The sequence below is a fragment of the Nocardia sp. NPDC050175 genome, assembly GCF_044459885.1.
Classification (GTDB): domain Bacteria; phylum Actinomycetota; class Actinomycetes; order Mycobacteriales; family Mycobacteriaceae; genus Nocardia.
The window spans coordinates 192,419-216,170 of sequence record NZ_JBITJI010000012.1; the positions used below are offsets into that span (position 1 = coordinate 192,419).

A 23,752-nucleotide genomic window follows, 5' to 3' on the forward strand; every position below is an offset into this window, starting at 1 on the left:
GTCACATTTCGTCGGTGCTGACGTTCAGACGGTGTTGGCGCTGAGCCCGCCGGAGATCGTCAAGGCCTCGCCGTTGAAGTGCCGCCCTTGCTCGGACACCAGCATCACCACCGCGTCGGCGACCTCGGCGGGCGCGATCAGATCGGAGTTCGGCGGACCGGACGCGAACATCGCCATCACGTCCTCCTTGGTGGGATTCTCCGTGTCCGGCAGCATCATTCGATACATCGCCGGATTCTGGATCATGTCGGTGTCCACGCCGCCGGGCAGCACCGCGTTGACGGTGATGCCGTACTCCACCAGCTCCAGCGACAACGACTTGACCAGCCCGAGCACGCCCCATTTCGCCGCCGCATAGTGCCCGGCGTTGCGCACGCCCATCCTGGCCACGATGGAGGAGGTGGCCACGATGCGGCCCCACCGGCGTTCGATCATGTGCGGCACCACCGCGCGGAAGCTGTGGAAGACGCCGTTGAGGTTGATGTCGATCATGTCCTGCCACAACTCGTCGGCCATCTCGGCGATCGAGGAGTTGGAGGCGATGCCCGCGTTGGCGATCAGGATGTCGATGTGACCGAAGTCATCGATCGCGCGCTGGGCGACCGCGTTCATCTCCGTCTGGCTTCGCACATCGGCTTTGAGCGCCACGCAGCGGCGTCCGGTTTCCTCGACCAATTTGGCCGTTTCGGCCAGATCCGACTCCGAACTCATCGGATAAGGCACGCTCGCGACCTGTTCGGCGATATCGCACACCACGATGTCCGCGCCCGCCACCGCCAGCGCCACCGCGTGCGCACGCCCCTGACCTCGGGCGCCGCCGGTGATCAGCGCTACCTTGCCGTCGAGATTCGCCATGTCGGCCCCTCACCAGATCGGTATTTGTTCGGCCGAACTCATCGTTTCACGCTGGCATGTCGTGTAGCTGCCGTTTACGTTCGTATTGTCCACAACTACACACGAAACGTTCCAGGTCGGCGCAGCGACGAAGTGTATGCGGTGTGCGTCGCAGCATCAGGCAGTACTCGCCGGCGGCACATCGCGCAGGCGCGCGGCCCAGCGCGCCCACAATGGTCCCAGGGGGCCAGATGACCGATTGTGAGTACTTCGCCGTGGATCTCGACCAGCTCGTTCGACCTTTCGACAGCACACCGACGACCGACTACGACGCGACCGTGGCCCGCTCGCTCGACAGCCCGCGGCTGCGCCGACTCGTGCACACCGCGGTCGGCCTCTCGCACGACTCCATCGACCTGCTGTCCACCATGAGCGACCGCCTGCGCGCCGTCGAAGGCATGCTCATCCAGGACCCGCTCGAGTTCTGAGCGGGCTCAGGCGGTGCGACTGGCCGCCGACAGCCCCGGCGCGGCCGGTATCCGTTGATAGCCACGGAGATTGACGAGGCCGCGCCGCTCGGGGGTGCCGGTGAGCCGCAGCTCGGGGAAACGATCGTAGAGCGCGGACAGGGCGACGGTGCCCTCCATCCTGGCCAGGCTGGCGCCGAGGCAGGCGTGCACGCCGCTGCTGAACGACAGGTGCTCGCGCGCGTTGGCCCTGGTGACATCGAAGGTGCCGGGGTCGGCGAAGACGGCGGGGTCACGGTTGGCGGCACCGAGCAGCAGCGTGACCGAGTCACCGCGGGGGATCGTCCGATCAGCTATTTCTATGTCGCACAACGCAGTTCGGGAGGTCATCTGGACCGGACTGTCGAAACGCAGGATCTCCTCGATCGCGGCGGGCCATCGCTCCGGCTCGGCCCGCAGCAGGGCGAGTTGGTCCGGATGCTCGTGCAGCGCCACCATGCCGTTGCCGAGCAGATTCACCGTGGTTTCGAAGCCGGCACCGGCCACCAGCGTTGCGGTCGCCTTGAGTTCGGGCATGGTCAGACTGCCGCTGACGGCCAGTTGGCTGAGGATGTTGTCGCCGGGGTCGACCCGCAGCCGGGCGATGTGTCCCTCGACGAATTCCTCGCTCGCACGTAAGGCGGCGATAGCGCGACGGAACGTGCGCCACGAGATGCCGATATCCAGCAGAGGCGCGCCCGCGTGCCCGAGCTCGAGCATGTAGTCCTGGTCTTCCTTTGGCACACCGAGGATTTCGCAGATGATCGCCACCGGCAGCAGCGTGGCGAAGTCCGCGATCAGGTCGGCGTCGCGGCGTGCCGCCAGTCCGGCGAGCAGCTCGTCAGTCACCTCGACGATGCGATCGTGCAGCCGGCCGACCGCGCGCGGGGTGAATTCCTGCGCGACGAGTTTGCGATATCTCGTGTGCTGCGGCGGGTCGACCATCAGCATGGACGGCGGTTCGACCGGGTTGGCCAGCTTCAGGTCGGTCGCGCGCACCAGCCTGCGCATCGACCGGGGCAGCTTCAGCGCCTCCGGCGAGCTGGCACCGAAATTTTTGTCGCGCAGAACCTTTCGACACACCTCGTGGTCGGCGGTGACCCAGGTGACCCCGGTGCGGACCAGTCGGCCTTGCTCGCGAATGCGGTCGCCGAACAGGTAGGGGTTCTCGGCCAGGGAGTTCGTCAGGATCTCCGACAACGGATCACCGTCGCGGGCGCGCTTGTTGAAGTACATGCGCGGCATGCCGTGCAGTGTCGCCCAACGAACCCAGGTTTTCATTTCGGCCCCCGCCTGTCGTTTGTTGGCCCTCACGGTACGCACCTGAGTGCCGCGACGCATCAACCCTCGGTCGCAGATAGCCCTGATATCCAGGGCGTATCACTCCGAGCGGACATCGCGGCGGTTCCTATCCGCAGAAGCCCAGTTGGAGAAGCCTATTCGAGCCGCCATGGCAAACCTTTGGCAAAGTCGATCTAGGGGTGGCGTGAGACAGCGGTCACATGGTTTGGTTGATGCAGGCCGGTCGCGCCGGCCTCGAGTTGCCCGGCGGTTCGGAAGGTGGCGACGGCTGTGAGTGTGACGCAGACCGAACAACTTCAGGCGGTTCGACCCTATCCGCGACGGCGGGGGCCGAAGGGTTCCTACCTCTGGAAGATGATCACGACCACCGATCCGAAGGTGCTCGGGATCATGTATCTGGTCACGGCGATGACCTTCTTCTTCATCGGCGGGCTGATGGCCCTGCTGATGCGCGGCGAGCTGGCCCGGCCGGGGATGCAGTTCCTGTCGACGGAACAGTTCAATCAGTTGTTCACCATGCACGGCACGCTGATGCTGCTGTTCTATGCGACACCGATCGTGTTCGGCTTCGCAAATGCCGTGCTGCCCTTGCAGATCGGGGCGCCGGACGTCGCGTTCCCTCGACTCAACGCGTTCAGCTATTGGCTGTACCTGTTCGGGGCGACCATCGCGACCGCGGGCTTCATCACGCCGGGCGGCGCCGCCGACTTCGGCTGGACCGGCTACGCGCCGCTCAGCAACTTCGAGCACGCCCCGGGGGCGGGCGCCGACCTGTGGATCATGGGGTTGATCCTGTCCGGGCTCGGCACCATCCTCGGCGGCGTCAACATGATCACCACGATCATCTGCCTGCGCGCCCCAGGCATGATCATGTTCCGGATGCCGATCTTCACCTGGAACATCCTGGTCACCAGCATCCTTGTGCTGCTTGCCTTTCCGATCCTCACCGCGGCGCTGTTCGCGTTGGCGATCGACCGGCATCTCGGCGCGCACATCTACGACACGGCCAATGGCGGTGTGCTGCTCTGGCAGCATCTGTTCTGGTTCTTCGGGCATCCCGAGGTGTATATCGTGGCGTTGCCGTTCTTCGGCATCGTGACCGAGATCTTCCCGGTGTTCTCGCGTAAGCCGCTGTTCGGTTACAGCGCGCTGGTGTACGCGACGATCTCGATCGGCGCGCTGTCGGTGGCGGTGTGGGCGCATCACATGTATGCGACGGGATCTGTTCTGCTGCCGTTCTTTTCGCTGATGACGTTCCTGATCGCGGTGCCGACGGGGGTGAAGTTCTTCAACTGGATCTTCACCATGTGGCGTGGGCAGTTGACGTTCGAGACGCCGATGCTGTTCTCCCTCGGCTTCCTGACGACCTTCCTGTTCGGTGGGCTGTCCGGCGTGATCCTGGCCAGTCCGCCGCTGGACTTCCACGTCACCGACTCGTATTTCGTGGTGGCGCACTTCCATTACGTGTTGTTCGGGACGATCGTCTTCGCGACGTTCGCGGGTATCTACTTCTGGTTCCCGAAGATGACCGGGCGGATGATGGACGAGCGACTGGGTAAGTGGCACTTCTGGACCACGTTCGTTGGCTTCCACACGACGTTCCTGGTGCAGCATTGGGTCGGCGCGGAGGGGATGCCGCGGCGGTATGCCGACTATCTGCCGAGCGATGGTTTCACCACGTTGAACACCATCTCCACCATCGGCGCGTTCATCCTGGGCGCCTCGATGTTGCCGTTCATCTGGAACGTCTTCAAGAGCTTCCGGTACGGCGAGGTCGTCACGGTGGACGATCCATGGGGTTACGGCAACTCCCTGGAGTGGGCCACCACCTGCCCACCGCCGCGGCACAATTTCTACGAGCTGCCGCGGATCCGATCCGAGCGTCCGGCGTTCGAGCTGCACTATCCGCACATGGTCGAGCGGATGCGGACCGAGGCGCACGCGGGCTGGGGATCCGGGCATCGGTCGGCCATGCTCGTGGAGGACCGCGCGGTAGCCGACGAGAAAGCCAAGCCTTCGCTGGAGAAATCCACGGATACCGAGCCCACCGACGAATAATTGTTGCCGAATCAGCAAAGAAGTTTGCCGCTATAGCTCCGCGCCAGGGATCGTGGTGTCCATGACCGAGACACACACCCACAACGCTGACGGCAACACGGTTGAGTTCTGGGAGAACTTCTACCAGGAGCGGGAACAAGTCTGGTCCGGCTCGCCCAACTTCCTGTTGGTGCGCGAAATCGCCTCGGCCCAAGCAGGTTCCGCACTCGACCTGGGCTGCGCCGAAGGTGCCGACGCGATCTGGCTGGCCGAGCGCGGCTGGAGGGTCACCGCCGTCGACGTCTCGGAGACCGCACTCAACCGCGCCCGAGCCCGCGCCGCCGAGCAGGACATCACCGACATCGACTGGCAACGCCACGACCTCGCGAACACCTTCCCCACCGGCCAATTCGACCTCGTCACCGCCCAATACCTGCACTCCCCCGTCGCCCAAGCCGACGAACGCGAACAGATCCTCCGCCACGCCGCCGAAGCCGTCACCCCCGGCGGTCAACTCCTGATCGTCGGCCACGCCGAATGGCCCTCCTGGGTGACCGTCCCACCCCACGACGTCCACTTCCCCACCACCACCGAAGTCCTCGCCGGCCTGCACCTCGACCCCACCGAATGGACCGTCGAAGTAGACGGCCTGGCCGAACGCGAGTACACCGGCCCCGAGGGCCAGCCCGGCGTCCGCAAGGACAACGTCCTGCGCATCCGCCGCCACTGATCACGAATCCGCCTGCCCCACAACCCAACTCGACCTACCGAGGCACTCGACCCGGTCGCGCGATCACACGAGACGCTCGATTCGCGCGGCCAGGTCAGCAGGAGGAACCGGTTGGGTCGTGTCAACCCAAACGATGGGCGCAAGCCCGAGCGGTACGGCCTGACCGGCCCACGTGTCCCAATCCTCGGCGAGACGCTGCTCGTCGCAGTACACCGCCGCACGACGCCGACTCGCATAACGAGCCCTCGCTACCTCGGCGGGAACGTCACACCAGACCTCCACAACGCGGTCGGCCCTTGCCTTCTCGATTCCAGCCCTGGCGAACCCCAAGTCCCGCGGCCTGAACCACCAAGAGTCGACGACGACAGTCCCCGAAGCCACCCCAGCCAACGCCCACACGGCATCCATCGCAATGCCACCCAACGCGGAAACCACGGCGTCGTCGTCGACACAACCCGCCAAGGCCTCCTTGACCACATCCTTCGACAAGAACGTGGCACCTAACGCCGCAGCCAACGGTCGCCCCAACGTCGACTTCCCCGACCCCGGCAATCCATTGACCAACACCACGAATTCAGCCACCCACCCATCATGGCGGTCTTCCTGCTGACGAGACGGATCAGCGCAGCTGCCCTCGGCGCTGGGTAATGGGTCTTTCGCCGCTGCGGACGGTGGCGTTAACCAAGACTCGGAATATCGGTTGCGGCAGGCCGCATGATGGACCCATGCACACGACGGATCTGGTCGGGGCGAGCGGACGCTGCGCCGAGCATTGACCCGGCGTCGCGTCCCACCACCGGCTGAGGAGGCCGCTAGATGACACGGATTCGACTCGCGACACTGCTGGTGCTGGCTGCCTTCGGGACCGTGGTAGTGGGTCCGACGGCCGATGCCACAAGTGTTGTCGCGGAACAGGTTCGGCCGGAGGGACGGTTCGCTGTGGAGGTTCGCGCGACTGTTTTGCAGACCGGCACCACCTACAACGTCGAAGGTGCGGGGTGGGCGCATGACGCGACCGTGCACATCTATGTGGCTGGCTGGTCCCGGTTACCGACCACGCGGAGTTGGGGGCAGGCCGACACCGACGCGCACGGAAACTTTCACTTCAGCCGGTTCGAGCCGTATATAGCCGGTGAGGAGGGCCAGCTCGCGTTGTCCGTGGTGGATCCGGATACCGGTCACCGCAGTAAGACTCCGATCCAGCATCCCTGATCACCCGGCGTCGAGGCGGAAGACGCGACGGGCGTTGCCGGACAGGAACAGCTCGCGAACTTCGTTGTCCAGCTCCAGATCATCGAGTCCGGCGAGGGCGTGGTCCGGCATGATCATCGGGAAGTTGGTGCCGAACAGGACCTTCTCGCGGCCATGCTTTTTCAGATAGGCCACCAGTTCGGGTGGGTACCTGCGCACGGTGTAGGCCGAGGTGTCGATGTAGACATTCGGGTATTTGGTTGCGACCGCGATCATTTCGGTGGTCCAGGGGTAGCCGATGTGGCCGCCGACGATGGTCAGTTCGGGAAAGTCCAGGGCGACATCGTCGAGGTAGGGAATCGGCCGCCCGGTCTCCGAGCTGCGCAGCGGGCCGGTGTGACCGACCTGGGTGCAGAACGGAATGCCCAGCTCGACGCACTCGGCGTAGAGCGGATAGTAGCGGCGGTCGTTCGGCGGCAGACCCCACAACCACGGCACGATGCGCAGCGCCTTCATCTCCAATTCGGTTACCGCACGGCGCAACTCGTGGACCGCGGCGACCGGCTTACGCAGATCCACCGAAGCGACGCCGACCAGCCTGCCGTCGGATTCCGAGACGAACGAGGCGACCTCGTCGTTGGAGATCAACACCCCTTCCGGCCCATACCAGGCACTGATCAGTGCGAGGTCCACACCGCCCGCATCCATCGCGGCTAGCGTGGCGGCCACCGGCGGCTGCTCGGTCGGCAGCGGCGCACCCCACCGCCGCAGCGAATCGAACATGTCGTGCTGGATCATCCGCATCGTCGGATGCTGCGCCCACGCATCGATGATCGCCATCGCCACTCCCACCACTATCGGATCGGCCAACGCCGCTCACGGTATCCAGACGCCTCCCCCTACCCGACAAGATTCAGCGAATTCACGCGCACGATCGAACTCACCGAAATTCGTGGGGTGACCGGCCCACCGAATGGGTACTAGGTCTTTACGCCGTATCGCCACAGATCGGCAGGAGCCAACCGGCCCGGGTGTCCGTAGCGCAACGGCGCGGTGCGGGCGCCCCTGGTCCCCTCCTCACAGCAGATACCCAGGTCGCTCGCAGCTCGGACAGCGGTAGTGACGCGATCATGTGGTCATGATCGGCACACCTCTCGCGGGAATCGGGATCGGCGTTGGTCACTTGCTGCGGGCAGTACAGCCGAGCCGGGCATGAACGCGCGCGCACAGTTGTCGCGGCGGGTGGCGTCGGTTCCGCTGCGGATCGGGTTGGTGATCGCGTTGCTGCTGCTGACGGCGGTGGCGCTGATCGCCTCGGGGGCGGCGGTGACGTCGGCGTTGAGCCAGTCGTTGACCCAACGCACCGACGAGCAGCTCTACGACGCGTCTCGTAGCTGGGCTCAGCCGCGGCCGATGAAGCAGGTGCGGACGAATGACGGGTCCGTGCAATGGGTTCCGGCCGACTCCCCCGGCCCGTCACCACAGCCCCGATCGGTGGCCGAACAGCCGCGCCGGTTCTTCGAGCTGCACAAGAGCGCGGGCGGTCAGGTGTTCTTCGAGGTGCCGGGTGGCGGAAGTGCCTCGGGCGTACCGGATCTCAGCGGACCGGTCGGCGACAGTCCGACGACGGTCGACTCCGCCGACGACTCGTCGGTGCACTGGCGGGTGCTGACCACGTCGAACCAATTCGGCTCGACCACCATCGGATTGCCGCTGACCGACAATCAGGAGACGGTCTCCCGGTTGATCTTCTTCGAGCTCGCCACCGGCACCATCGCCTTGGTCGCGCTGGGCGTGGTGGGCTACCTGGTGATCCAGCGCAGCCTGCGACCGTTGCGCGAGGTCGAGGACACCGCGGCGGCCATCGCGGGCGGCGACCTGCACCGCAGGGTCCCGGTGCGCGGCGTGGACACCGAGGTCGATCATCTGGCCCGCTCGTTGAACGAGATGCTCGCCCAGATCCAATACGGAGTCGCGGCAACCGAAGCCTCGGAGGAAGCGGCCCGCCGTTCCGAGGCCAAGATGCGCCAGTTCGTCGCCGACGCCAGCCACGAGCTGCGGACGCCGCTCACCACCATCCGCGGTTTCGCCGAGCTGTACCGGCAGGGCGCGAGCACCGACGCCACGATGGTGGTCGGGCGCATCGAGTCCGAGGCCGAGCGGATGGGGTTGCTCGTCGAGGATCTGCTGCTGCTGGCACGGTTGGACGAAAAGCGGCCGCTGGAGCGCAAACCGGTGGATCTGCTCGCGTTGGCCGGCGACGCCGTGCACAACGCCCAAGCGATGGCCGCACGCCAGAAACCAACGCCCACTTCGCCCGAACGACGCATCGGCGTCGTGGTGGACACCGGCGAGGGCACGATGGACGTGATCGGCGACGGGCCGCGACTGCGCCAGGTACTCGCCAATCTGCTCGGCAACGCCCTCGTCCATACCCCGCCCGAGGCCGCTGTCATGGTGCGGCTCACCCCTTCTCGCGACGAGGTCCGCATCGATGTGATCGACTCCGGGCCCGGATTGTCGCCCGATGCCGCCGCCCGCGTCTTCGAGCGGTTCTACCGCACGGACACCTCCCGGACCAGGGCGAGCGGCGGCAGCGGGCTCGGGCTCTCGATCGTGCACGCGCTGGTCGCGGCGCACGGCGGCCGGGTCACGGTGCACAGCGAACCCGGTGAAGGGGCCATCTTTACGGTCATACTGCCGCGCTGTCAGGCTGTCGACGTGACGACGAGCCGCTGAAAGTGTCAGGCGGGCTTGAAGATGTCGTCGAGCGGGTTGTCCGTCGGCTGGGCGCCCTCTTCGATGTACCACTCCCAGTGCATCACTCGGCCGAGAATCGGCGTCGGCAGCCGCAGCAGGACTTTGGCGATCGCGGCGAAGGAGCCCGATCCCTCGATGATCGAACGATGCGCTGCGACAGCGGCTTTGCGCTGGGCCGCGTAGTGACTCACGTCGATGCGGTGGGTGATCTCGGCACCCGAACTGTAGAGCGATCCCAGGACGGAAGGGCCGAGCCGGCCCCGCAGGAATCGGAGGAAACGCACTATGTGAGCGACGTTTTCGCGAGGCATGGTCGCGTCGAGCACCCGTGGCACACCGGCCAACTCGGCGGCTCGGGTGCCGACCTCGTGCACCCGCACGTGGTCGCGGTGCCCATAGCCGCCGTTGCGGTCGTAGCTCAGCAGAATCTCGGCGTTCTCCTCGCGGAGGATCGCGGCGAGCCGCTCGGCGGCCTCGTCCCTCTCAGCCCGCAGGAAGCGGACGCGATCCGGCGGGTCCGCGAACAGCACGGCACCGTGACCGCTGTCGGCGTAGCCGAGATGCACCACCCTGGCGACGCCGAGCGCAGCGGCACTCGCCGCTAATTCGGTCAGCCTCAAGGCTTTTCGCCCATCGAGCGCGGCCATGTGCCCGTCGGTGGCCACGACGATCACCGCCCGGTGCCCGGCCGCGGCCGCGGCGGCCAATGTGCCTCCGGTCAGCAGAGTTTCGTCATCCGGGTGCGCATGGAAAGCGACAACGGTTGCCATCGGACCAGTCTGGCACCCGGCGGTGTCGTCAGCCGCCGAGGACGAGTAGCGACAGCGCTTTCTGCAAGGTGTCCAATACGCGACCGATGGTGATCACAATGTCCACGGTGCCCATCATCACAGGCCCCTTTCGTCGGGCAAGGCAAAGCCTCGATGCATCGATTCAAGACCTGGCACCCGGGATTAGGAAGGGCATTGCGACAACTGGGGCAATATCGGTGCGCTACATGCCGACGCATTCGATGATCGGCGCGGGGTAGGCGGCGGGATCGACGTTTTCGCGCCACGGCGTGTGCACCGCCGCACCGGAAATGTGCGCCAGCTCGGGCAGCCAACGACGCACGTAATCGCCGTCCGGGTCGTAACGCTTGGCTTGGCGCAGCGGGTTGAGCACCCGATTCGGCCTGGTATCGGTGCCGGTGCCGGCCACCCACTGCCAGTTGAGTTGATTGTTCGCCAGATCCGCGTCGACCAGCCAGCGCAGGAAGTGTTCGGCGCCGATCCGCCAGTCCACCCGCAGCGATTTGGTGAGGAAGCTGGCGGCAATCAGCCTGGCGCGTCCCGGCATCCAGCCCTCCGCGCGCAATTGCCGCATGGCCGCGTCGATGACCGGGTATCCGGTGCGGCCGTCCTGCCAGGCTTCGACGGCTTGGGGATCGTCCCGCCAAGTGATCGATCGAGGCCGGTAGTCCGACCAGGCAGCGTCCGGGCGGGCGGCGAGCAGCTGGTGATGGAAGTCGCGCCAGGCCAGCTGGCGGGCGAAGGCGTTACCGCCGGGCGTTGACATGTCGACCCGGCGCACCAGGTCCACCGGTGACACGCAACCGAAGTGCAGATAGGGGGACAGGTGCGAGGTGGCGTCGGCGGCGAGGTCGTCGTTGTGCTCTTCGTATCCCTCGATGGGTCCGGAAAGCCAGTCGCGCAGCAACTTTCGCCCGGTCGTCTCGCCGCCGACCGCGAGCTGAGGCGAGGTCGGGCCGGGGCAGAGTTCTTCGGCTTCCGGCAGTGGATCGCTTGCGACCGGTGGCATGGTGAGTTCGCGCGGCTTCCCGAACGACTTGCGCTGATGCGTCTCGGCCCAGCGCCGGAAGTACGGAGTGAAGACGGCGAAATGGTCACGCCCGGTGGACGGGACGAGTTCCGCGGGATCGGCGGCGGTGATCGTAGAGGCATGCGTGTGCAGCAGGCATCCGCGCTGCTCCAACCGTTCCCGCAGTGCTTGTTCGCGTTTGCGGGAGTACCTGCTCACGTCGGCGGCGATATGGACGCTGTCGGCATGCACTTGCGCCGCAACCTGTTCCACCTCCGCGACGACATCTCCGCGCCGCACCACCAGACGACCGCCGATCGCCCGTAGCTCGGCGTCCAACTCGCTCAGTGCGGCGGCGAGGAACCGCGCGCGATTCGGCGCGGCGAAACGACCGGCCGCGATGGCGTCATCGACGACGAAAAGCGGTACCACCGAGGCACCTTCGCGATGTGCGGCGGTGAGCACGGGGTTGTCGTGCACCCGCAGGTCACGGGTGAACAGGGCGATGGTGACGGTCATCTGCTCCTCTTCGCGGGGTGAAGTGACCTCCGGCGCCCGTGAGGGTGGCGCCATGGTGGCGTGGGCGGCTCAATGCCCGGCACCTATGACGCGACCCTCACGGGCGCCGGAGCGTGTGGTCAGAGCGTGCAGAGCGGAACGATGTCGGCGAGACCGCCGGTGGTCGGTGAGGTCAGGTACAGGCACGGATCCTGGCCTGCCGCAACGATTCCCGCACGTACCCGCTGCCACGATGCCGTATCCAGCATCGGCGCGCGAGCGAGGACGAAGCCGGAGATCCGGCCGGGATCGGTGACGACAGCCCACGAATAGTCCGGGCCGAGGGCGGTCACGATGTAGTTGGTCGGCCCATCGATCCGGTCCTGAGTCGGCACGCCGGGAAAGCTGACGTGCAGCTGCGCGCCCGTCATCCGGTCGTTGATCGTTGCGGTGCCTGCGATTTCGTTGTCCATGTTCGACCAGGTGGTGCAGGTATTGCGGACCGAGACGTTGCCCTGCGGGTCGAGCGCGTAGTTCGCCTGCGTATCGCGCGCGCAGGCGAGGTTGAAGTACTGCGGCACCGCCGCGAGCTGGTTCCAGGTACCGAGGTACCTGGTCAGGTCGAGCGACGACACCGGTGCCGGTGCGGCGACCGGGGCTGCTTGCGCGCTACCCGGCGCCGCGATCGCGACGGCCCCTCCGACCATAGCAATCAACAGGCGAACGGGATAACGCTTCGTTCGAGATGTCACGCGAACTCCTCGGAAATCGACGACACTGGCCATGTTATCTCATAACGATGCATGATTGATTCAATGCACTCATCAAGGAGGAACTCGTGACCTTTGCCTGGCTGCCCCGGATCGCAGGCGCGCTGACGGCGGGATACGGCGTCGCGGTCGCGGCACGGCCCGCAGTCATGCTCGGACCGTGCGGCTGGTCCGCCGACGACCCCGCCCTGCGCGCAGTAGCCAGGATGACCGCATTGCGTGATGTCGCATCCGGGCTGGCCATGCTGGCGGCGCCGACGCCGAACGCACTCCGGCTGGCGATTGCCGCGCGGGTGCTGGCCGACCTGTCCGATGCCACGATCTTGGGGATCGCGTTGCGCGGACGACCACAGCGCGGCAAGGCGATCGCGGTCGCGGCGGGTTGGGGCCTGCTGTGTGGCGCGACCGCGGCCACCACCGGGCGGAGCTGATCGCCGTGCCGCGGGCGCCGGACAACCCATGCGACGCGCGATCGCCCGGGCATGGCGAATCGGGCGATCCGGAACAGGCAGAATAGAGCGATGTCCGCCGGTTCCGCTCCCGCTTCCGACGCGGCCGGATACACGGTCCGCGCGGTTGCCGAGCGCCTCGGCATCCCCACGGCGACGCTGCGGAGCTGGAACCGCCGCTACAACATCGGGCCGCCACAGCATCGACCCGGCAAGCACCGGCTCTACACCGAAGCCGATATCGCCCTGCTCGGGCAGATGCTCACCCTCATTCAGGACGGTGCGAGCCCGGCGGGCGCGGCCGCGGCGGTGCGCGGACCCACGCCGCGATTGGGCGACCGATTCCCGTTGCTCGCTGCGGCATTCACGCTCGAGACGCGCGCGGTGTCCAACTATCTGGAGGCGCACTTCCGCGCATTCGGGGTGGTGGACACCTGGGATCGGTTGTGCCGCCCCGCCTTCGCCGACATTGTCGCGCGGCAGGGCGCGGGCGAGGGGTGCATCGATGTGGAGCACCTGCTGTCGTGGTGCATCACCTCGGTGCTGCATCGCACCAATCCGCCGCCGGATGGGCCTGCGTCGAGGCCGGTCGTGCTGGCCTGCACCGGCGGTGAGACGCACGCACTCCCGCTCGAGGTGCTGCGGGCCGGCCTCGCCGAGCGCAACGTGAGCGCATACATGCTCGGCGCGGATGTGCCGACCGACGCACTGACCGACAGTCTCGCGCGACACGAGCAGCCCGCATCGGTGCTGCTGTGGTCGCAGCAGGAATCGACCGCGTTGACCTCGGCGGTGCGGGCCTGCCTCGATGCGGGGTCGCGGGTGCTCGTCGGCGGGCCCGGCTGGGATTCGGTGATCCTGCCCGAGGCGGCGGAGCGGGTCGCGAGCCTGACCGACGCCATCGACTACCTGAGCTGACCCGCTCGGGCCGACCGGCCGAATCCGCGAGCGATCGCACGGCACATCCGATTTCTCACGCCACGAGCAATCCGACGACGACATCTGGGCGAAGTCCTTTCCGAGATCGACCGCATCCGACGACGACGGCGGCTGCTGCGAGAGGCCTCCGTTGTTGCCGTCGCCTTGAAACGATGCATAATCGGGGCACGGCGTCGACGGCCCGCTTCAGCAGAACAGCGACGGCGACCCGCACACCCCGACTGCGGTAGCAATCGATTGGCCACCGCATTCGGCGACGAGGAGGAACACATGGCCCAGCACACCGAGCCGAGACGGATCGCCGTCGTCGGCAGCGGAGTAGCCGGTTTAACCGCGGCCTGGGTGCTGTCGCGGTCCGCCGAGGTGACCCTCTACGAAGCCGACCATCGACTCGGCGGTCACGCCGACACCCACCGGGTCACCGCACGCGATGGCGCGGCGATCGGCGTGGACACCGGGTTCATCGTGCACAACGACCGCACCTACCCGACACTGCTGCGGCTGTTCGGTGAGCTGGGCATCGCGACCCAGGAATCGGACATGAGCATGTCGGTGCGCTGCGACGGCTGCGGCCTGGAATACGCGGGCGCCCGCGGTGCGGGCGGACTGTTCGCTACGCCACGATCGATGGCTCGTGGACGCTATCTGCGCCTGCTCGCCGAGGTGCCGCGGTTCCATCGCCTGGCTCGCGCCGAATTAACCCGTGCGGCCGAAACCGGCCGCACCGTAGCAGAATTCGTTTTCGCGAACGGTTTCTCCGACTACTTCGTCACGCACTTCCTCACGCCGCTCGTCGCGGCGGTGTGGTCGTGCGATCCGGGCACCGCGCTGCGGTATCCGGCGCGATATCTGTTCACCTTCCTCGACCATCACGGCATGCTGACGGTGTTCGGCTCCCCCACCTGGCGCACCGTCGTCGGCGGCTCGGCCACCTACGTTCAGGCGGTCGCCGCGCACCTCGACACCGTGCTGGTCGGCACCCCGGTGCGGGCCGTGCATCGCCTCGCCGACGGCGTCGCGGTGCGCGACGACACGGACGAGATCAGGGTGTTCGACGCGGCAGTCATCGCCACCCATCCGGATCAGGCGCTGCGGCTGCTCGCCGAGCCGACCGGCGCGGAAGCCGAAATCCTCTCCGCTATGCCATATTCGGTGAATCACACAGTGCTGCACACCGACGCGTCGGTGCTGCCGCGAGCCCCGCGAGCACGGGCCTCCTGGAACTACCGGCTGCCGTCCTGCGCGGCACAGCCGGATCGGGTGCTGGTCAGCTACGACCTGACCCGCCTGCAGCGACTCGACGAGGAGCCGCGGTTCCTGGTCACCCTCGGCGATGGCGACCGGGTCGATCCGGAGCTGATCATCGATCGGATGGTCTACCAGCATCCGCGCTACACCCCGAGTTCGGTGGCGGCGCAGCGTAGGCTCGGCGAGATCGGTTGTGCGCGAATTGCTTTCGCGGGCGCCTATCATGGCTGGGGCTTCCACGAGGACGGCGCACTGTCGGGGCTGCGCGCCGCCGAGCGGCTCGGTGCGCGATGGACAGCCAAACCTGTTGCGGCCGTGCACACCTCATGAAGGCGCAGATCGTCCGCACCCGGATCCACCACGTGCGCCGCGCACCGCTGCACCACGAGTTCAGCTATCGCAGCTACAGCTGGCTGATCGACCTCGACGATATGCCGAGGCTGCCGCGTTGGCTGCGCCCGCTAGCCGGGTTCCGCGCCGCCGACCATCTCGGCGACCCGCAGCGCACCCTGCGCGAGAACGTCGACGACTACCTCGCCGAGCACGGCATCGACCTGCGCGGCGGTCGCGTCCTGATGCTCGCCAACGCGCGGGTGCTCGGTTACGTGTTCAACCCGCTGACCCTGTTCTGGTGCCGCGACAGCACCGGCGACCTGGTCTGCGTCATCGCGGAGGTGCACAACACCTACGGCGAACGGCACTGCTACCTGGTCCGCCCTGACAACCACGGCGTCGCGACCACCGAGAAACGCTTCTATGTGTCGCCCTTCAACGAGGTACGCGGCGAATACCGGATGCGCCTCCCCGAGCCCACCGACCGCCTGCGGGTATCCATCACCCTCACCGATCACCAGCCGATTTTCGCCGCCTCGATGACCGGACGTTGCCATTCGGCCACCGTCCGTACCATCCTGCGCGCGACAGTGGCGGTACCCCTTGCCCCACTTGTGGTCTCGGCGCTCATTCGCAGGCACGGCGTGATTCTCTGGGCGCGCGGCCTACCTCTCGTTCCCCGACCGGCCAAGCACTTCGAGGAGTATTCGCGGTGAGCATACAAACGCACGTCACAGCACAAACCTCGACGTACTGGCCCGACGTCGAGCGGGTCCCGACCGGTACCCGGGCCGCCATCGCCGCGGCGATGGCGCACCGACTGTTCCGGCGCGCCGTGCGCACGCTGCCGATCCGGGTCGAGTATCCGGACGGGACGGTGCTCGGCCGTGGTGCGGCGGACGCGCCGCGGCTGATACTGCACCGCCCGGATGACTTCACCGCCCGGCTCGGAGTGGGCGGGCTGATCGGCTTCGGCGAGGCGTATATGGCAGGCGATTGGTCGGCACCCGACCCGGCCGCGACGCTCGCGGTGTTCGCCGAGAACATCGACACGCTCGTTCCCGCACCGCTCCGGGCGCTACGCCGCCTCTATGTCTCGAGACACCCTGCCGCCGAGCGCAACAGCGAATCGAACAGCCGAAGCAATATCGCCAGGCATTACGACCTGTCGAACAATCTGTTCGAGCTGTTCCTGGACGAGACGCTGACCTATTCCAGCGCGTTGTTCCCGGCCACCGCGCCGCCGCCGCGCTGGGCCGACCTCGCCGCCGCGCAGCAGGCCAAGATCGATCGGATACTCGACCGAGCGGGCGTCGGGCCCGGCACCCGCCTGCTCGAAATCGGTACCGGCTGGGGCGAATTGGCGTTGCGTGCGGCCGCTCGTGGCGCGACGGTACGTTCGGTGACGCTGTCGACGGAGCAGCGCGCGCTGGCCCTGAATCGTATTGCCGCCGCAGGGCTTTCCGAACGCGTCGCCATCGATCTGCTCGACTATCGCCGGGTGACCGGCGAATTCGATGCGGTGGTCTCGGTGGAGATGATCGAGGCGGTCGGCTACGAGTACCTGGAGACGTTCTTCGAGACCATCGACCGGGTACTGGCGCCGGGCGGGCGCGCGGTGATCCAGGCGATCACCATGCCGCACCACCGCATGCTGGCCACCCGCTACACCTACACCTGGGTGCAGAAATACATCTTCCCCGGCGGTTTCCTGCCGTCTACCCGGCTACTCGCGGATGTGGCCGGACGGCGCACCGAACTCGTTGTCCGCGAACAACTGTCGATGGGCGAGCACTACGCGCACACCCTGCGACTGTGGCAGCAGCGGTTCAATGCCCGTGCCGACCGCGTCGCGGAATTGGGCTTCGATCCGATCTTCCGGCGTATGTGGCGGTTGTATCTGGCGCACGCCGAGGCCGGATTCCGATGCGGCTACCTCGATGTGCACCAGATCCTGCTCACCCGCTGAGCGCGCGGTTCAGCGGCGGGCACGACCGAGCAGATGTCGCAGCGCCGAGACGAGATCCGGTGTACGGAACCGATGCCCGGCCTTGTCCAGCACGGCGGGCACGACCCGTTGACTCGCGGCGGCGAGTTCACGCGCACCCTGCTCGCCGAGCAGCAACGCTGGGCCGAACTCGGGCACCGGAACCAGCGCGGGCCTGCGCAGCACGCCGGCCAGGATGTGGGTGTATTCGCTATTGCGAACAGGTTGCGGCGCAACAGCATTCACCGCGCCGGACAGGTTGCTGTCCCACAGCGCGCGATAGTAGATGTCCACCAGATCGTCGATGCCGATCCAGGACAGCCACTGCTCACCGTCACCGATCCGGCCGCCGAGTCCGGTCGCGAACAGCGGCCGCAGCAGTCGCAGGGTGCCGCCGCGCGGCGATTGCACGATGCCGGTGCGCACCTTGACCACTCGGACCCCGGTGGCGGCGTCGGCGGCCGCCTCCCATGCGTCGACCACGTCGGCGAGGAAACCGTCACCGCGCGAGGCGTCTTCGGAAAGCCGCTCATCACCGCGGTCGTAGCCGTAGTAGCCGACGGCGGACGCGCTGACGAAGGTCGGCACGCCCGCGCGGGCGGCCAGCGCGGCGAGCCGCTCGGTCGGTCCGATCCGGCTGTCGAGCACGGCCCGCTTGTGTTCGCCGGTGAATCGGCCCGCGATCGACGCACCCGCAAGATGCACCACCGCGTCCACGCCGTCGAGCAGGTCGGACGCGGGATCGTCCGGGTTCCATTGCCGCTCGCCGGTTTTCGGCGCGTGCCGGACCAGGCGGAGCACGGTGTGGCCGCCGGTGGTCAGGAACGCGGTGAGCGCCGAGCCGACCAGTCCGGACGCGCCGGTCACCGCAATCGTCTTGGCCGCGAAGCCCGCTCGCACCGCGTCCGCGTGCGCGGCCAGATCGTCCGCCAATTGCCGATAGCGGTAGTCGAACATCGGGCGCAGCACGAACGCGGGCACCGGCGACTCGACCCGATCCAGCACCCTGGTGTGCGTTTCGTCGACCACCTCGAAATCGTGCGTGTGCCGCCAGCGCAGCAGCAGGCCGGCAGGCAGCGAGCCGAGACCGTCGACGGCGATCTGATCGACGAATCGTTGCGGCGGGTCGTAGCCGGTGGGATCGTGCTCGGCCACCCAGCGCAGCCCGCCGGGCAGTCCGAGCACGGCGGTGCCGTCGGCCAGCGAATTTGCCTCGGCGAGCACCGAGGCAGGCTGCCACGGCGGCGCGAGCCGCGCGAACGCGCCTGGTCGGGCGTGCCAGTCGAAGACCTCGGACCGGGGTGCCGCGACGACGCTCGAACACTCGATGCCCATGCCTCGACTCTAGCGAGACGAACGGCCAATGCAACGTTCATGCATCGTTATTGCCGGACTATGCCAGCAGACCGGAGAATTACGCCATGACCGATGCGTCCGGTACACCCACGTTCTTCGACACCCTGCTCGACCGGACGATCGTGCCGGGTTACAGCCGCCTCGGCTTTCGGTTCCGCCGCCGCGGCTGGCCTGCGGACGACCCGCAGTCGGATGCCATGCACGGCCGCACGGCACTGGTGACGGGCTCGAATTCCGGTATCGGCAAGGCGATTGCGGCCGGACTGGCCGGACTCGGCGGCTCGGTGATACTCGCCGTGCGCGACCGCGAACGTGGCGAGCAGGCTTGTCGGGAGATCCGCGCGGCCGACCCTGCCGCCGATGTGTCCGTGACAGTGTGCGACCTGTCCGATCCTGGTTCGGTGGCGGCCTGCGCGGACGAGCTCAGCGAGCGACTATCTCGGCTGGACGTGCTGATCCACAACGCGGGCCTGCTGCCACCACGGCGCATCGAAACGGCCGACGGGCACGAGTTGACGCTGGCCACGCACGTGCTCGGCCCGCTGCTGCTCACCGACCGGCTGGTGCCGCTGCTCGATGCCGCCGACGGGTCGCGCGTGATCCTGATGTCCTCCGGCGGCATGTACGCGCAGCGGCTCGCCGTCGACGACCCCGAATACCGGCAAGGTCGATATTCCGGCACCACCGCGTACGCCCGCACCAAACGCATGCAGGTTGCTTTTACCCCACTTCTGGCCGAACACTATGCACCCCAGGGTATTTCGGTACACAGCATGCATCCCGGCTGGGCGGACACGCCCGGGGTCATCACGTCGCTACCCGCCTTCCATCGACTCATGCGGCCGCTGCTGCGTACGCCCGAGGAGGGTGCGGACACCGCGATCTGGCTCGCCGCGACCTCGGCCACGCTGCCGTCCGGCCGCTTCTGGCACGACCGCCGGGTGCGTCCGGAGCACTATTTGCGTCGCACGCACTACACCGCCGACGAGGCCTGGCGGCTCTGGCTGTTCTGCCGGGAAGCCGCTGGTCTCGCCGTCGGATAGGCGGCTCGAGCGGCACCGGACGCGCTGGCCCAATTGGAACTTGTTCTACCATGGGGTCGAGTCATCGTCGACATCGGAGGATTTGTCATGCCGCTGGAACCCTCGGCCGCAGAGCTGTTGGCGGCCGTCCAGGCGTCACCACGCGCGGTCGCCGCGCACGACAAGTCCGCGTGGGTCGACTTATTCACCGCCGACGCCGAGGTGAACGACCCGGTCGGCTCCCGCCCGCACGTCGGCCGCACCGCTATCGAAAGCTTCTACGACACCTTCATCGGCCCGAACGACATCGCCTTCCGGGTCGAGCGCGACATCGTGCAGCCGCCGACGGTGGTGCGCGATCTGACCATCGAGACCACCATGTCGACCGGCGCCAGGGTCTCGGTCCCGATGCACCTGCGCTATCAGCTCGTCGAGGAGGACGGCGACTGGAAGATCGCGCACCTGGCCGCGCACTGGGAGCTGGGCCCGATGATCGTGCAGCTCTTGCGGACCGGGCCGAGCGGGCTCGGTGCCGCGCTGCGACTCGGGCCGCAGCTGATCAACAATCTCGGCGTCGACGGCGCGCTCGGCATGATGCGGGCGCTCGGCGGGATCGGACGGACGGGCAGGCGCGTGACGTCCCGGCTGTTCGCCGCGGCGGGCAGCACGGACATCGTCCGCGTCCGCGGACTACTCGGACACTATGCCGTTGTCGAATTGCCCGCGGGCACACCGATTTCGGTGGAGGAGTTCACCAATCGGGCGCGAAACATGCGGTGGGGCAAACTGATCGCGGCCGGCCGCACCGTGACGGCGTCGGTACGTTTCGGCGACACCCGCGGCGTCGCGTTCGTCGAATTCGCCGCGGGCTCGCCGAGCATCGCCAGCCTGCGCTTCTTCCTCGACGGCGTGTGAGACCGACTGCTGGATAAGCGAATCCGGGCGATGCACTCTCACTCAGGTGAGTTGGACCGACTTGGTCTGTGGCACCGGTTCCGGCGCGACCTGTTTGTGCTCGGTCCAGCCGGGCGGGCCGAAGACGTAGCCGAGGCGGGCGCGCCAGGTGGTGGCGCCGCGTACGTCGCGGACTAGTCCGGCCAGTTCGTGGTAGTTGACCTTCAGCGGGTTGTCGGTGCCGATGTTCTTGGTGAGGCCGTAGCGGATGGGCTCGGATTCGGCGGCGAAGCTGCCGAACATGCGGTCCCAGATGATGAGGATGCCGCCGTAGTTGCGGTCGATGTAGGGCTGGTTGGAGCCGTGGTGGATGCGGTGGTGCGCGGGGGTGTTGAACAGGAACTCGATCGGGCGCCCCAGCGTGCCGACGCGCTGGGTGTGGATCGGGAACTGGTAGAGCAGGCCGATGCTCTGCAGCAGGAAGATCATCCACACCGGGAAGCCGAGCAAAGCCGCTGGGACCCAAGCCATTCCGCGCAGGATGTTGGCCACCGGGTGCACCCACGGCAGGCGGATCGCGGTGGACAGGTTGAAGTGCTCGCTGGAGTGATGGACGCTGTGCGACGTCCAGAGCAGGCGGACCCGATGGTCGGCGCGATGCGCCCAGTAGTAGCAGAAATCGGTGACCACCAGGCCGAGCACCCACACCCACCACGACGTCGCCGACAGGTGCAGCGGGGTGATCGCCGCGGCCGCCACCACCGCGGAGAACGGAATCAGGTACTGCGTCAGCGGTTTACTGAGCCGACCCAGGGTGAAGGTCGCCACGTTGGACGCGGTGTCTCGCCCCGAACCACCGTTCTTCGGGCGATCGGGGTCGCGGCGATACGCGATCCACTCCACCACCATGAACAACGCGAATGCGGGGAGGGCATAGGTCAACAGCTCCACTCGGTCCACTGGATCTCCTTGATCGTCCGTCGTCGAATCTCGACGCTACGGTCGATGGCCTGCGCAAACATCGCGCCGCCGAGGGATTCGGCGTCCCCCGCGCGGGGGACGCGACGACGCCGGTCGCAGGGCAGAGTTAGCGGGCCGGGTGGCCGAGCTGGCTAGGATCGCCCGCGACGGCTCCGACGACCAGAAGGTGGTGGCGAACTGTTGGACGTGAGCAGGTCGCTGGCCCGGCAGTCGCTGGTGGTCGCGGCGGTCGCGGCGCTGATCGACGCCGTCGGGCTGGGACTGTGCGGCGTATTCGCCGTCGCGCCGTGGCAGACCGGTGCGGTGATGGCGGGCATCATCGTCGGCGATCTGGCCGCGCCGCGCCGCCACGCACCGCGGGCGTGGTCGCGGTGGCCCAGGTCGTGGTCCGGCTGGCGGCCGCCTGGCTGCTGCACCGACACGGTTTCGACGGTCAATTCGCCGGGGTCGGCCTATTGGTTGCCGGGTATCGCACCGGAGCGTGGCTTTCCGGACCGAAATCGGTGTCGACCATGCTTCTGCTGTGCGGTGGCGTCGCCGCCTCGCATCTGATGTCGCGCGGCCATGCCGGACACGACTGGCGGCTGATGCTCACGTCGACGGTGGCCGCGGGCTGTGTGCCGTGGCTGGTCGGCCGGTACACGGCGGCCCGCGGCGCCTATATCGCCGATCTGGAGCAGCGGGAGCGGCTGCGGCGACAGGAGCATCAGGTCGCGGTGGAGCGAGCGGTGACCGAAGAGCGGGCGGCCATCGCGCGAGACCTGCACGATGTCATCTCGCATCACGTGAGCGCCATCGGGATCCACGCGGGCGCGGCACGAATGGCCATGGCAGACACCGTGAATGGCGCGGCTACCCGTTCGCTGGCGGCGGTGGAGTCGAGTAGCAGAGCCGCGATGGTTGATCTGCGGCGCCAGCTGGATCTGCTGCACGGCCGCGACGACGCGGGGCAGCGACAGCCCGGGCTGGTCGACATCGACGGACTGATCGAGCATGTGCGGGCCGCCGGATTGACGGTCGAAGTCGCCGTGCATGGTTCGGTGGTCGAGTTGCCGGAGTCGTTGGATGTCACGGTGTATCGGATCGTGCAGGAGATGCTGACCAACGCATTGCGGCACGGTGACGGTGCGCACGCGCGGCTCGCGGTGGTGTATCAGCCGAATCGAGTGGTGATCCGGGCTACCAATCCGATGCCACCCGTACCGAATTCGAGCGATACCGCCGTGCCGCGTGGCCTCGGCGGGATCCGCCGCCGCACCGAGCTTTTCGACGGTGAACTCGACTACGGACCCGATTCTTCCGGAACCTCTTGGCACACCACGGTTTCCGTCCCGATCGGTGGATCATGAACCGGCCGATCCGGGTGCTGATCGCCGACGATCACAGCATGTTCCGCTCCGGACTGCGCGCGGTCGTCGACAGCCAGGCCGATTTCGACTGCGTCGCCGAAGTCAGCGACGGCCGCGCGGCCATCGCCGAAACCGCAAGGCTGCGACCGGATGTCGCGATTCTCGACGTGCGCATGCCGAAGCTGGACGGGCTGGCCGCCACCGAGGCGATCGTCGCGGCGGGCGGCACGCACGTGCTGGTGCTCACCACCTACGACAGCGACGCCAATCTCTATCGCGCGCTGCAGGCCGGGGCGAGCGGGTTTCTATTGAAGAGCCTGCCGCCGGAGGAACTCGTCGCCGCCATCCGCATCGCCGCTCGTGGGGATGCGCTGATCGATCCGTCGATGACGCGCCGACTGGCCGCGCGGTTCGCGACCACCCTCGCTCCGCCGCACACGCCGCCGGAAGTCGAACATCTCACCGCCCGCGAGCTGGAAGTGTTGCTGCTGCTCGCCGATGCCCGCAGCAATGCCGAGATCGCCGTACTGCTCGGCGTCGGTGAGGAAACAGTCAAGACGCACGTCTCCCGCGTGCTCGCCAAACTCGGTGTCCGCGACCGCATCCACGCGGTCGTCTACGCCCACGAGCACGGTTTGATCGCGCGCAACCCGCCGGGATATCGCTGATCAGCAGGGCGGTGACCAGCATGGATGCGACACGGCGCGCCACCGAAGGTCGTCGCAAATCCGACTAATGGGACGTACGGTAAATCCGACTGCCTGGT

General features: G+C 67.2%; 24 protein-coding genes. 15 read left to right on the forward strand and 9 right to left on the reverse strand.

The annotated features are described in order from the left end of the window. Nucleotides 1-24: 24 nt before the first annotated feature. On the reverse strand, nt 25-855 hold the full coding sequence (locus ACIBK2_RS34125; RefSeq protein ID WP_396973401.1) for a mycofactocin-coupled SDR family oxidoreductase: 831 nt from the start codon (nt 853-855) through the stop codon (nt 25-27). 230 nt (nt 856-1,085) lie between these two features. Between ACIBK2_RS34125 and ACIBK2_RS34130 the strand changes: the two genes are divergently transcribed. After that, nucleotides 1,086-1,322, forward strand: a complete 237-nt coding sequence (locus tag ACIBK2_RS34130) for a hypothetical protein (RefSeq protein ID WP_396973403.1) — start codon at nt 1,086-1,088, stop codon at nt 1,320-1,322. A 6-nt stretch (nt 1,323-1,328) separates the two neighbouring features. Here the strand turns inward: ACIBK2_RS34130 and ACIBK2_RS34135 are convergent, their stop codons facing one another. After that, nucleotides 1,329-2,621: a cytochrome P450 gene (locus ACIBK2_RS34135; RefSeq protein ID WP_396973604.1), complete on the reverse strand. Its 1,293-nt coding sequence runs from the start codon at nt 2,619-2,621 to the stop codon at nt 1,329-1,331. Between the two features lie 375 nt (nt 2,622-2,996). Between ACIBK2_RS34135 and ctaD the strand changes: the two genes are divergently transcribed. Both ctaD and ACIBK2_RS34145 read left to right on the forward strand, forming a co-directional pair. Beyond that, entirely contained in the window at nt 2,997-4,700 is a 1,704-nt protein-coding gene (gene ctaD, locus ACIBK2_RS34140) for a cytochrome c oxidase subunit I (RefSeq protein ID WP_396973405.1), read from the forward strand. A 61-nt stretch (nt 4,701-4,761) separates the two neighbouring features. Further along, complete coding sequence (locus ACIBK2_RS34145) at nt 4,762-5,409, forward strand: class I SAM-dependent methyltransferase (RefSeq protein ID WP_396973407.1); 648 nt, start codon at nt 4,762-4,764, stop codon at nt 5,407-5,409. A gap of 63 nt (nt 5,410-5,472) precedes the next feature. On the opposite strand, the gene ACIBK2_RS34150 is transcribed toward ACIBK2_RS34145, so the two are convergent. Continuing rightward, nucleotides 5,473-5,991 (reverse strand): AAA family ATPase, encoded by a 519-nt coding sequence (locus ACIBK2_RS34150; protein WP_396973409.1) that lies wholly within the window; start codon nt 5,989-5,991, stop codon nt 5,473-5,475. Between the two features lie 234 nt (nt 5,992-6,225). On the opposite strand from ACIBK2_RS34150, the gene ACIBK2_RS34155 reads away from it, so the two are divergent. Continuing rightward, entirely contained in the window at nt 6,226-6,621 is a 396-nt protein-coding gene (locus ACIBK2_RS34155) for a hypothetical protein (protein WP_396973411.1), read from the forward strand. On the opposite strand, the gene ACIBK2_RS34160 is transcribed toward ACIBK2_RS34155, so the two are convergent. Beyond that, the gene (locus tag ACIBK2_RS34160; RefSeq protein WP_396973606.1) at nt 6,622-7,440 is read right to left on the reverse strand and encodes an amidohydrolase family protein; all 819 of its coding nucleotides are present in this window, start codon (nt 7,438-7,440) and stop codon (nt 6,622-6,624) included. Between the two features lie 372 nt (nt 7,441-7,812). On the opposite strand from ACIBK2_RS34160, the gene ACIBK2_RS34165 reads away from it, so the two are divergent. Continuing rightward, nucleotides 7,813-9,339: a sensor histidine kinase gene (locus ACIBK2_RS34165; RefSeq protein ID WP_396973413.1), complete on the forward strand. Its 1,527-nt coding sequence runs from the start codon at nt 7,813-7,815 to the stop codon at nt 9,337-9,339. A gap of 5 nt (nt 9,340-9,344) precedes the next feature. Here the strand turns inward: ACIBK2_RS34165 and ACIBK2_RS34170 are convergent, their stop codons facing one another. The 3 genes from ACIBK2_RS34170 to ACIBK2_RS34180 all read right to left on the reverse strand — a co-directional run bounded on the left by ACIBK2_RS34170 (nt 9,345) and on the right by ACIBK2_RS34180 (nt 12,365). Next, nucleotides 9,345-10,130, reverse strand: coding sequence for a PIG-L deacetylase family protein (locus ACIBK2_RS34170; RefSeq protein ID WP_396973415.1), 786 nt, complete (start codon nt 10,128-10,130; stop codon nt 9,345-9,347). 223 nt (nt 10,131-10,353) lie between these two features. Continuing rightward, nucleotides 10,354-11,679, reverse strand: coding sequence for a cryptochrome/photolyase family protein (locus ACIBK2_RS34175; protein ID WP_396973417.1), 1,326 nt, complete (start codon nt 11,677-11,679; stop codon nt 10,354-10,356). Between the two features lie 119 nt (nt 11,680-11,798). Continuing rightward, on the reverse strand, nt 11,799-12,365 hold the full coding sequence (locus tag ACIBK2_RS34180) for a lipocalin family protein (protein ID WP_396973608.1): 567 nt from the start codon (nt 12,363-12,365) through the stop codon (nt 11,799-11,801). Nucleotides 12,366-12,496: 131 nt separating this feature from the next. On the opposite strand from ACIBK2_RS34180, the gene ACIBK2_RS34185 reads away from it, so the two are divergent. The 5 genes from ACIBK2_RS34185 to ACIBK2_RS34205 all read left to right on the forward strand — a co-directional run bounded on the left by ACIBK2_RS34185 (nt 12,497) and on the right by ACIBK2_RS34205 (nt 17,366). After that, entirely contained in the window at nt 12,497-12,859 is a 363-nt protein-coding gene (locus ACIBK2_RS34185) for a hypothetical protein (protein ID WP_396973419.1), read from the forward strand. Nucleotides 12,860-12,949: 90 nt separating this feature from the next. Beyond that, a complete protein-coding gene (locus ACIBK2_RS34190; RefSeq protein ID WP_396973421.1) occupies nt 12,950-13,795 on the forward strand; it encodes a MerR family transcriptional regulator in 846 nt (281 codons plus the stop codon). A gap of 291 nt (nt 13,796-14,086) precedes the next feature. Continuing rightward, nucleotides 14,087-15,394, forward strand: a complete 1,308-nt coding sequence (locus ACIBK2_RS34195) for an NAD(P)/FAD-dependent oxidoreductase (RefSeq protein ID WP_396973422.1) — start codon at nt 14,087-14,089, stop codon at nt 15,392-15,394. Further along, the gene (locus tag ACIBK2_RS34200; RefSeq protein WP_396973424.1) at nt 15,391-16,113 is read left to right on the forward strand and encodes a DUF1365 domain-containing protein; all 723 of its coding nucleotides are present in this window, start codon (nt 15,391-15,393) and stop codon (nt 16,111-16,113) included. Before ACIBK2_RS34195 ends, ACIBK2_RS34200 begins: the two co-directional genes overlap by 4 nt. Next, nucleotides 16,110-17,366 carry a class I SAM-dependent methyltransferase gene (locus ACIBK2_RS34205; RefSeq protein ID WP_396973426.1) on the forward strand — a complete coding sequence of 419 codons (1,257 nt, stop codon included), beginning with the start codon at nt 16,110-16,112 and terminating at the stop codon, nt 17,364-17,366. Before ACIBK2_RS34200 ends, ACIBK2_RS34205 begins: the two co-directional genes overlap by 4 nt. A gap of 9 nt (nt 17,367-17,375) precedes the next feature. Here ACIBK2_RS34205 and ACIBK2_RS34210 read toward each other — a convergent pair whose 3' ends face one another. Next, nucleotides 17,376-18,719: a TIGR01777 family oxidoreductase gene (locus ACIBK2_RS34210; protein WP_396973428.1), complete on the reverse strand. Its 1,344-nt coding sequence runs from the start codon at nt 18,717-18,719 to the stop codon at nt 17,376-17,378. Nucleotides 18,720-18,805: 86 nt separating this feature from the next. Between ACIBK2_RS34210 and ACIBK2_RS34215 the strand changes: the two genes are divergently transcribed. Together ACIBK2_RS34215 and ACIBK2_RS34220 are read left to right on the forward strand one after the other, a co-directional pair. Further along, complete coding sequence (locus tag ACIBK2_RS34215; protein ID WP_396973430.1) at nt 18,806-19,783, forward strand: SDR family NAD(P)-dependent oxidoreductase; 978 nt, start codon at nt 18,806-18,808, stop codon at nt 19,781-19,783. An 87-nt stretch (nt 19,784-19,870) separates the two neighbouring features. Then, nucleotides 19,871-20,677, forward strand: a complete 807-nt coding sequence (locus ACIBK2_RS34220) for a nuclear transport factor 2 family protein (RefSeq protein WP_396973432.1) — start codon at nt 19,871-19,873, stop codon at nt 20,675-20,677. 42 nt (nt 20,678-20,719) lie between these two features. Here the strand turns inward: ACIBK2_RS34220 and ACIBK2_RS34225 are convergent, their stop codons facing one another. Then, the gene (locus ACIBK2_RS34225; protein ID WP_396973610.1) at nt 20,720-21,607 is read right to left on the reverse strand and encodes a sterol desaturase family protein; all 888 of its coding nucleotides are present in this window, start codon (nt 21,605-21,607) and stop codon (nt 20,720-20,722) included. Between the two features lie 210 nt (nt 21,608-21,817). Between ACIBK2_RS34225 and ACIBK2_RS34230 the strand changes: the two genes are divergently transcribed. From ACIBK2_RS34230 to ACIBK2_RS34240, 3 genes are read left to right on the forward strand one after another with little or no spacing between them, the layout of a single operon-like run. Further along, nucleotides 21,818-22,189, forward strand: coding sequence for a hypothetical protein (locus ACIBK2_RS34230; RefSeq protein WP_396973433.1), 372 nt, complete (start codon nt 21,818-21,820; stop codon nt 22,187-22,189). Continuing rightward, entirely contained in the window at nt 22,150-22,986 is an 837-nt protein-coding gene (locus ACIBK2_RS34235; RefSeq protein ID WP_396973435.1) for a sensor histidine kinase, read from the forward strand. The genes ACIBK2_RS34230 and ACIBK2_RS34235 overlap by 40 nt, the downstream gene beginning before the upstream one ends. Beyond that, the gene (locus ACIBK2_RS34240; RefSeq protein ID WP_396973436.1) at nt 22,983-23,654 is read left to right on the forward strand and encodes a response regulator; all 672 of its coding nucleotides are present in this window, start codon (nt 22,983-22,985) and stop codon (nt 23,652-23,654) included. Before ACIBK2_RS34235 ends, ACIBK2_RS34240 begins: the two co-directional genes overlap by 4 nt. The last annotated feature ends 98 nt before the right edge of the window (nt 23,655-23,752 follow it).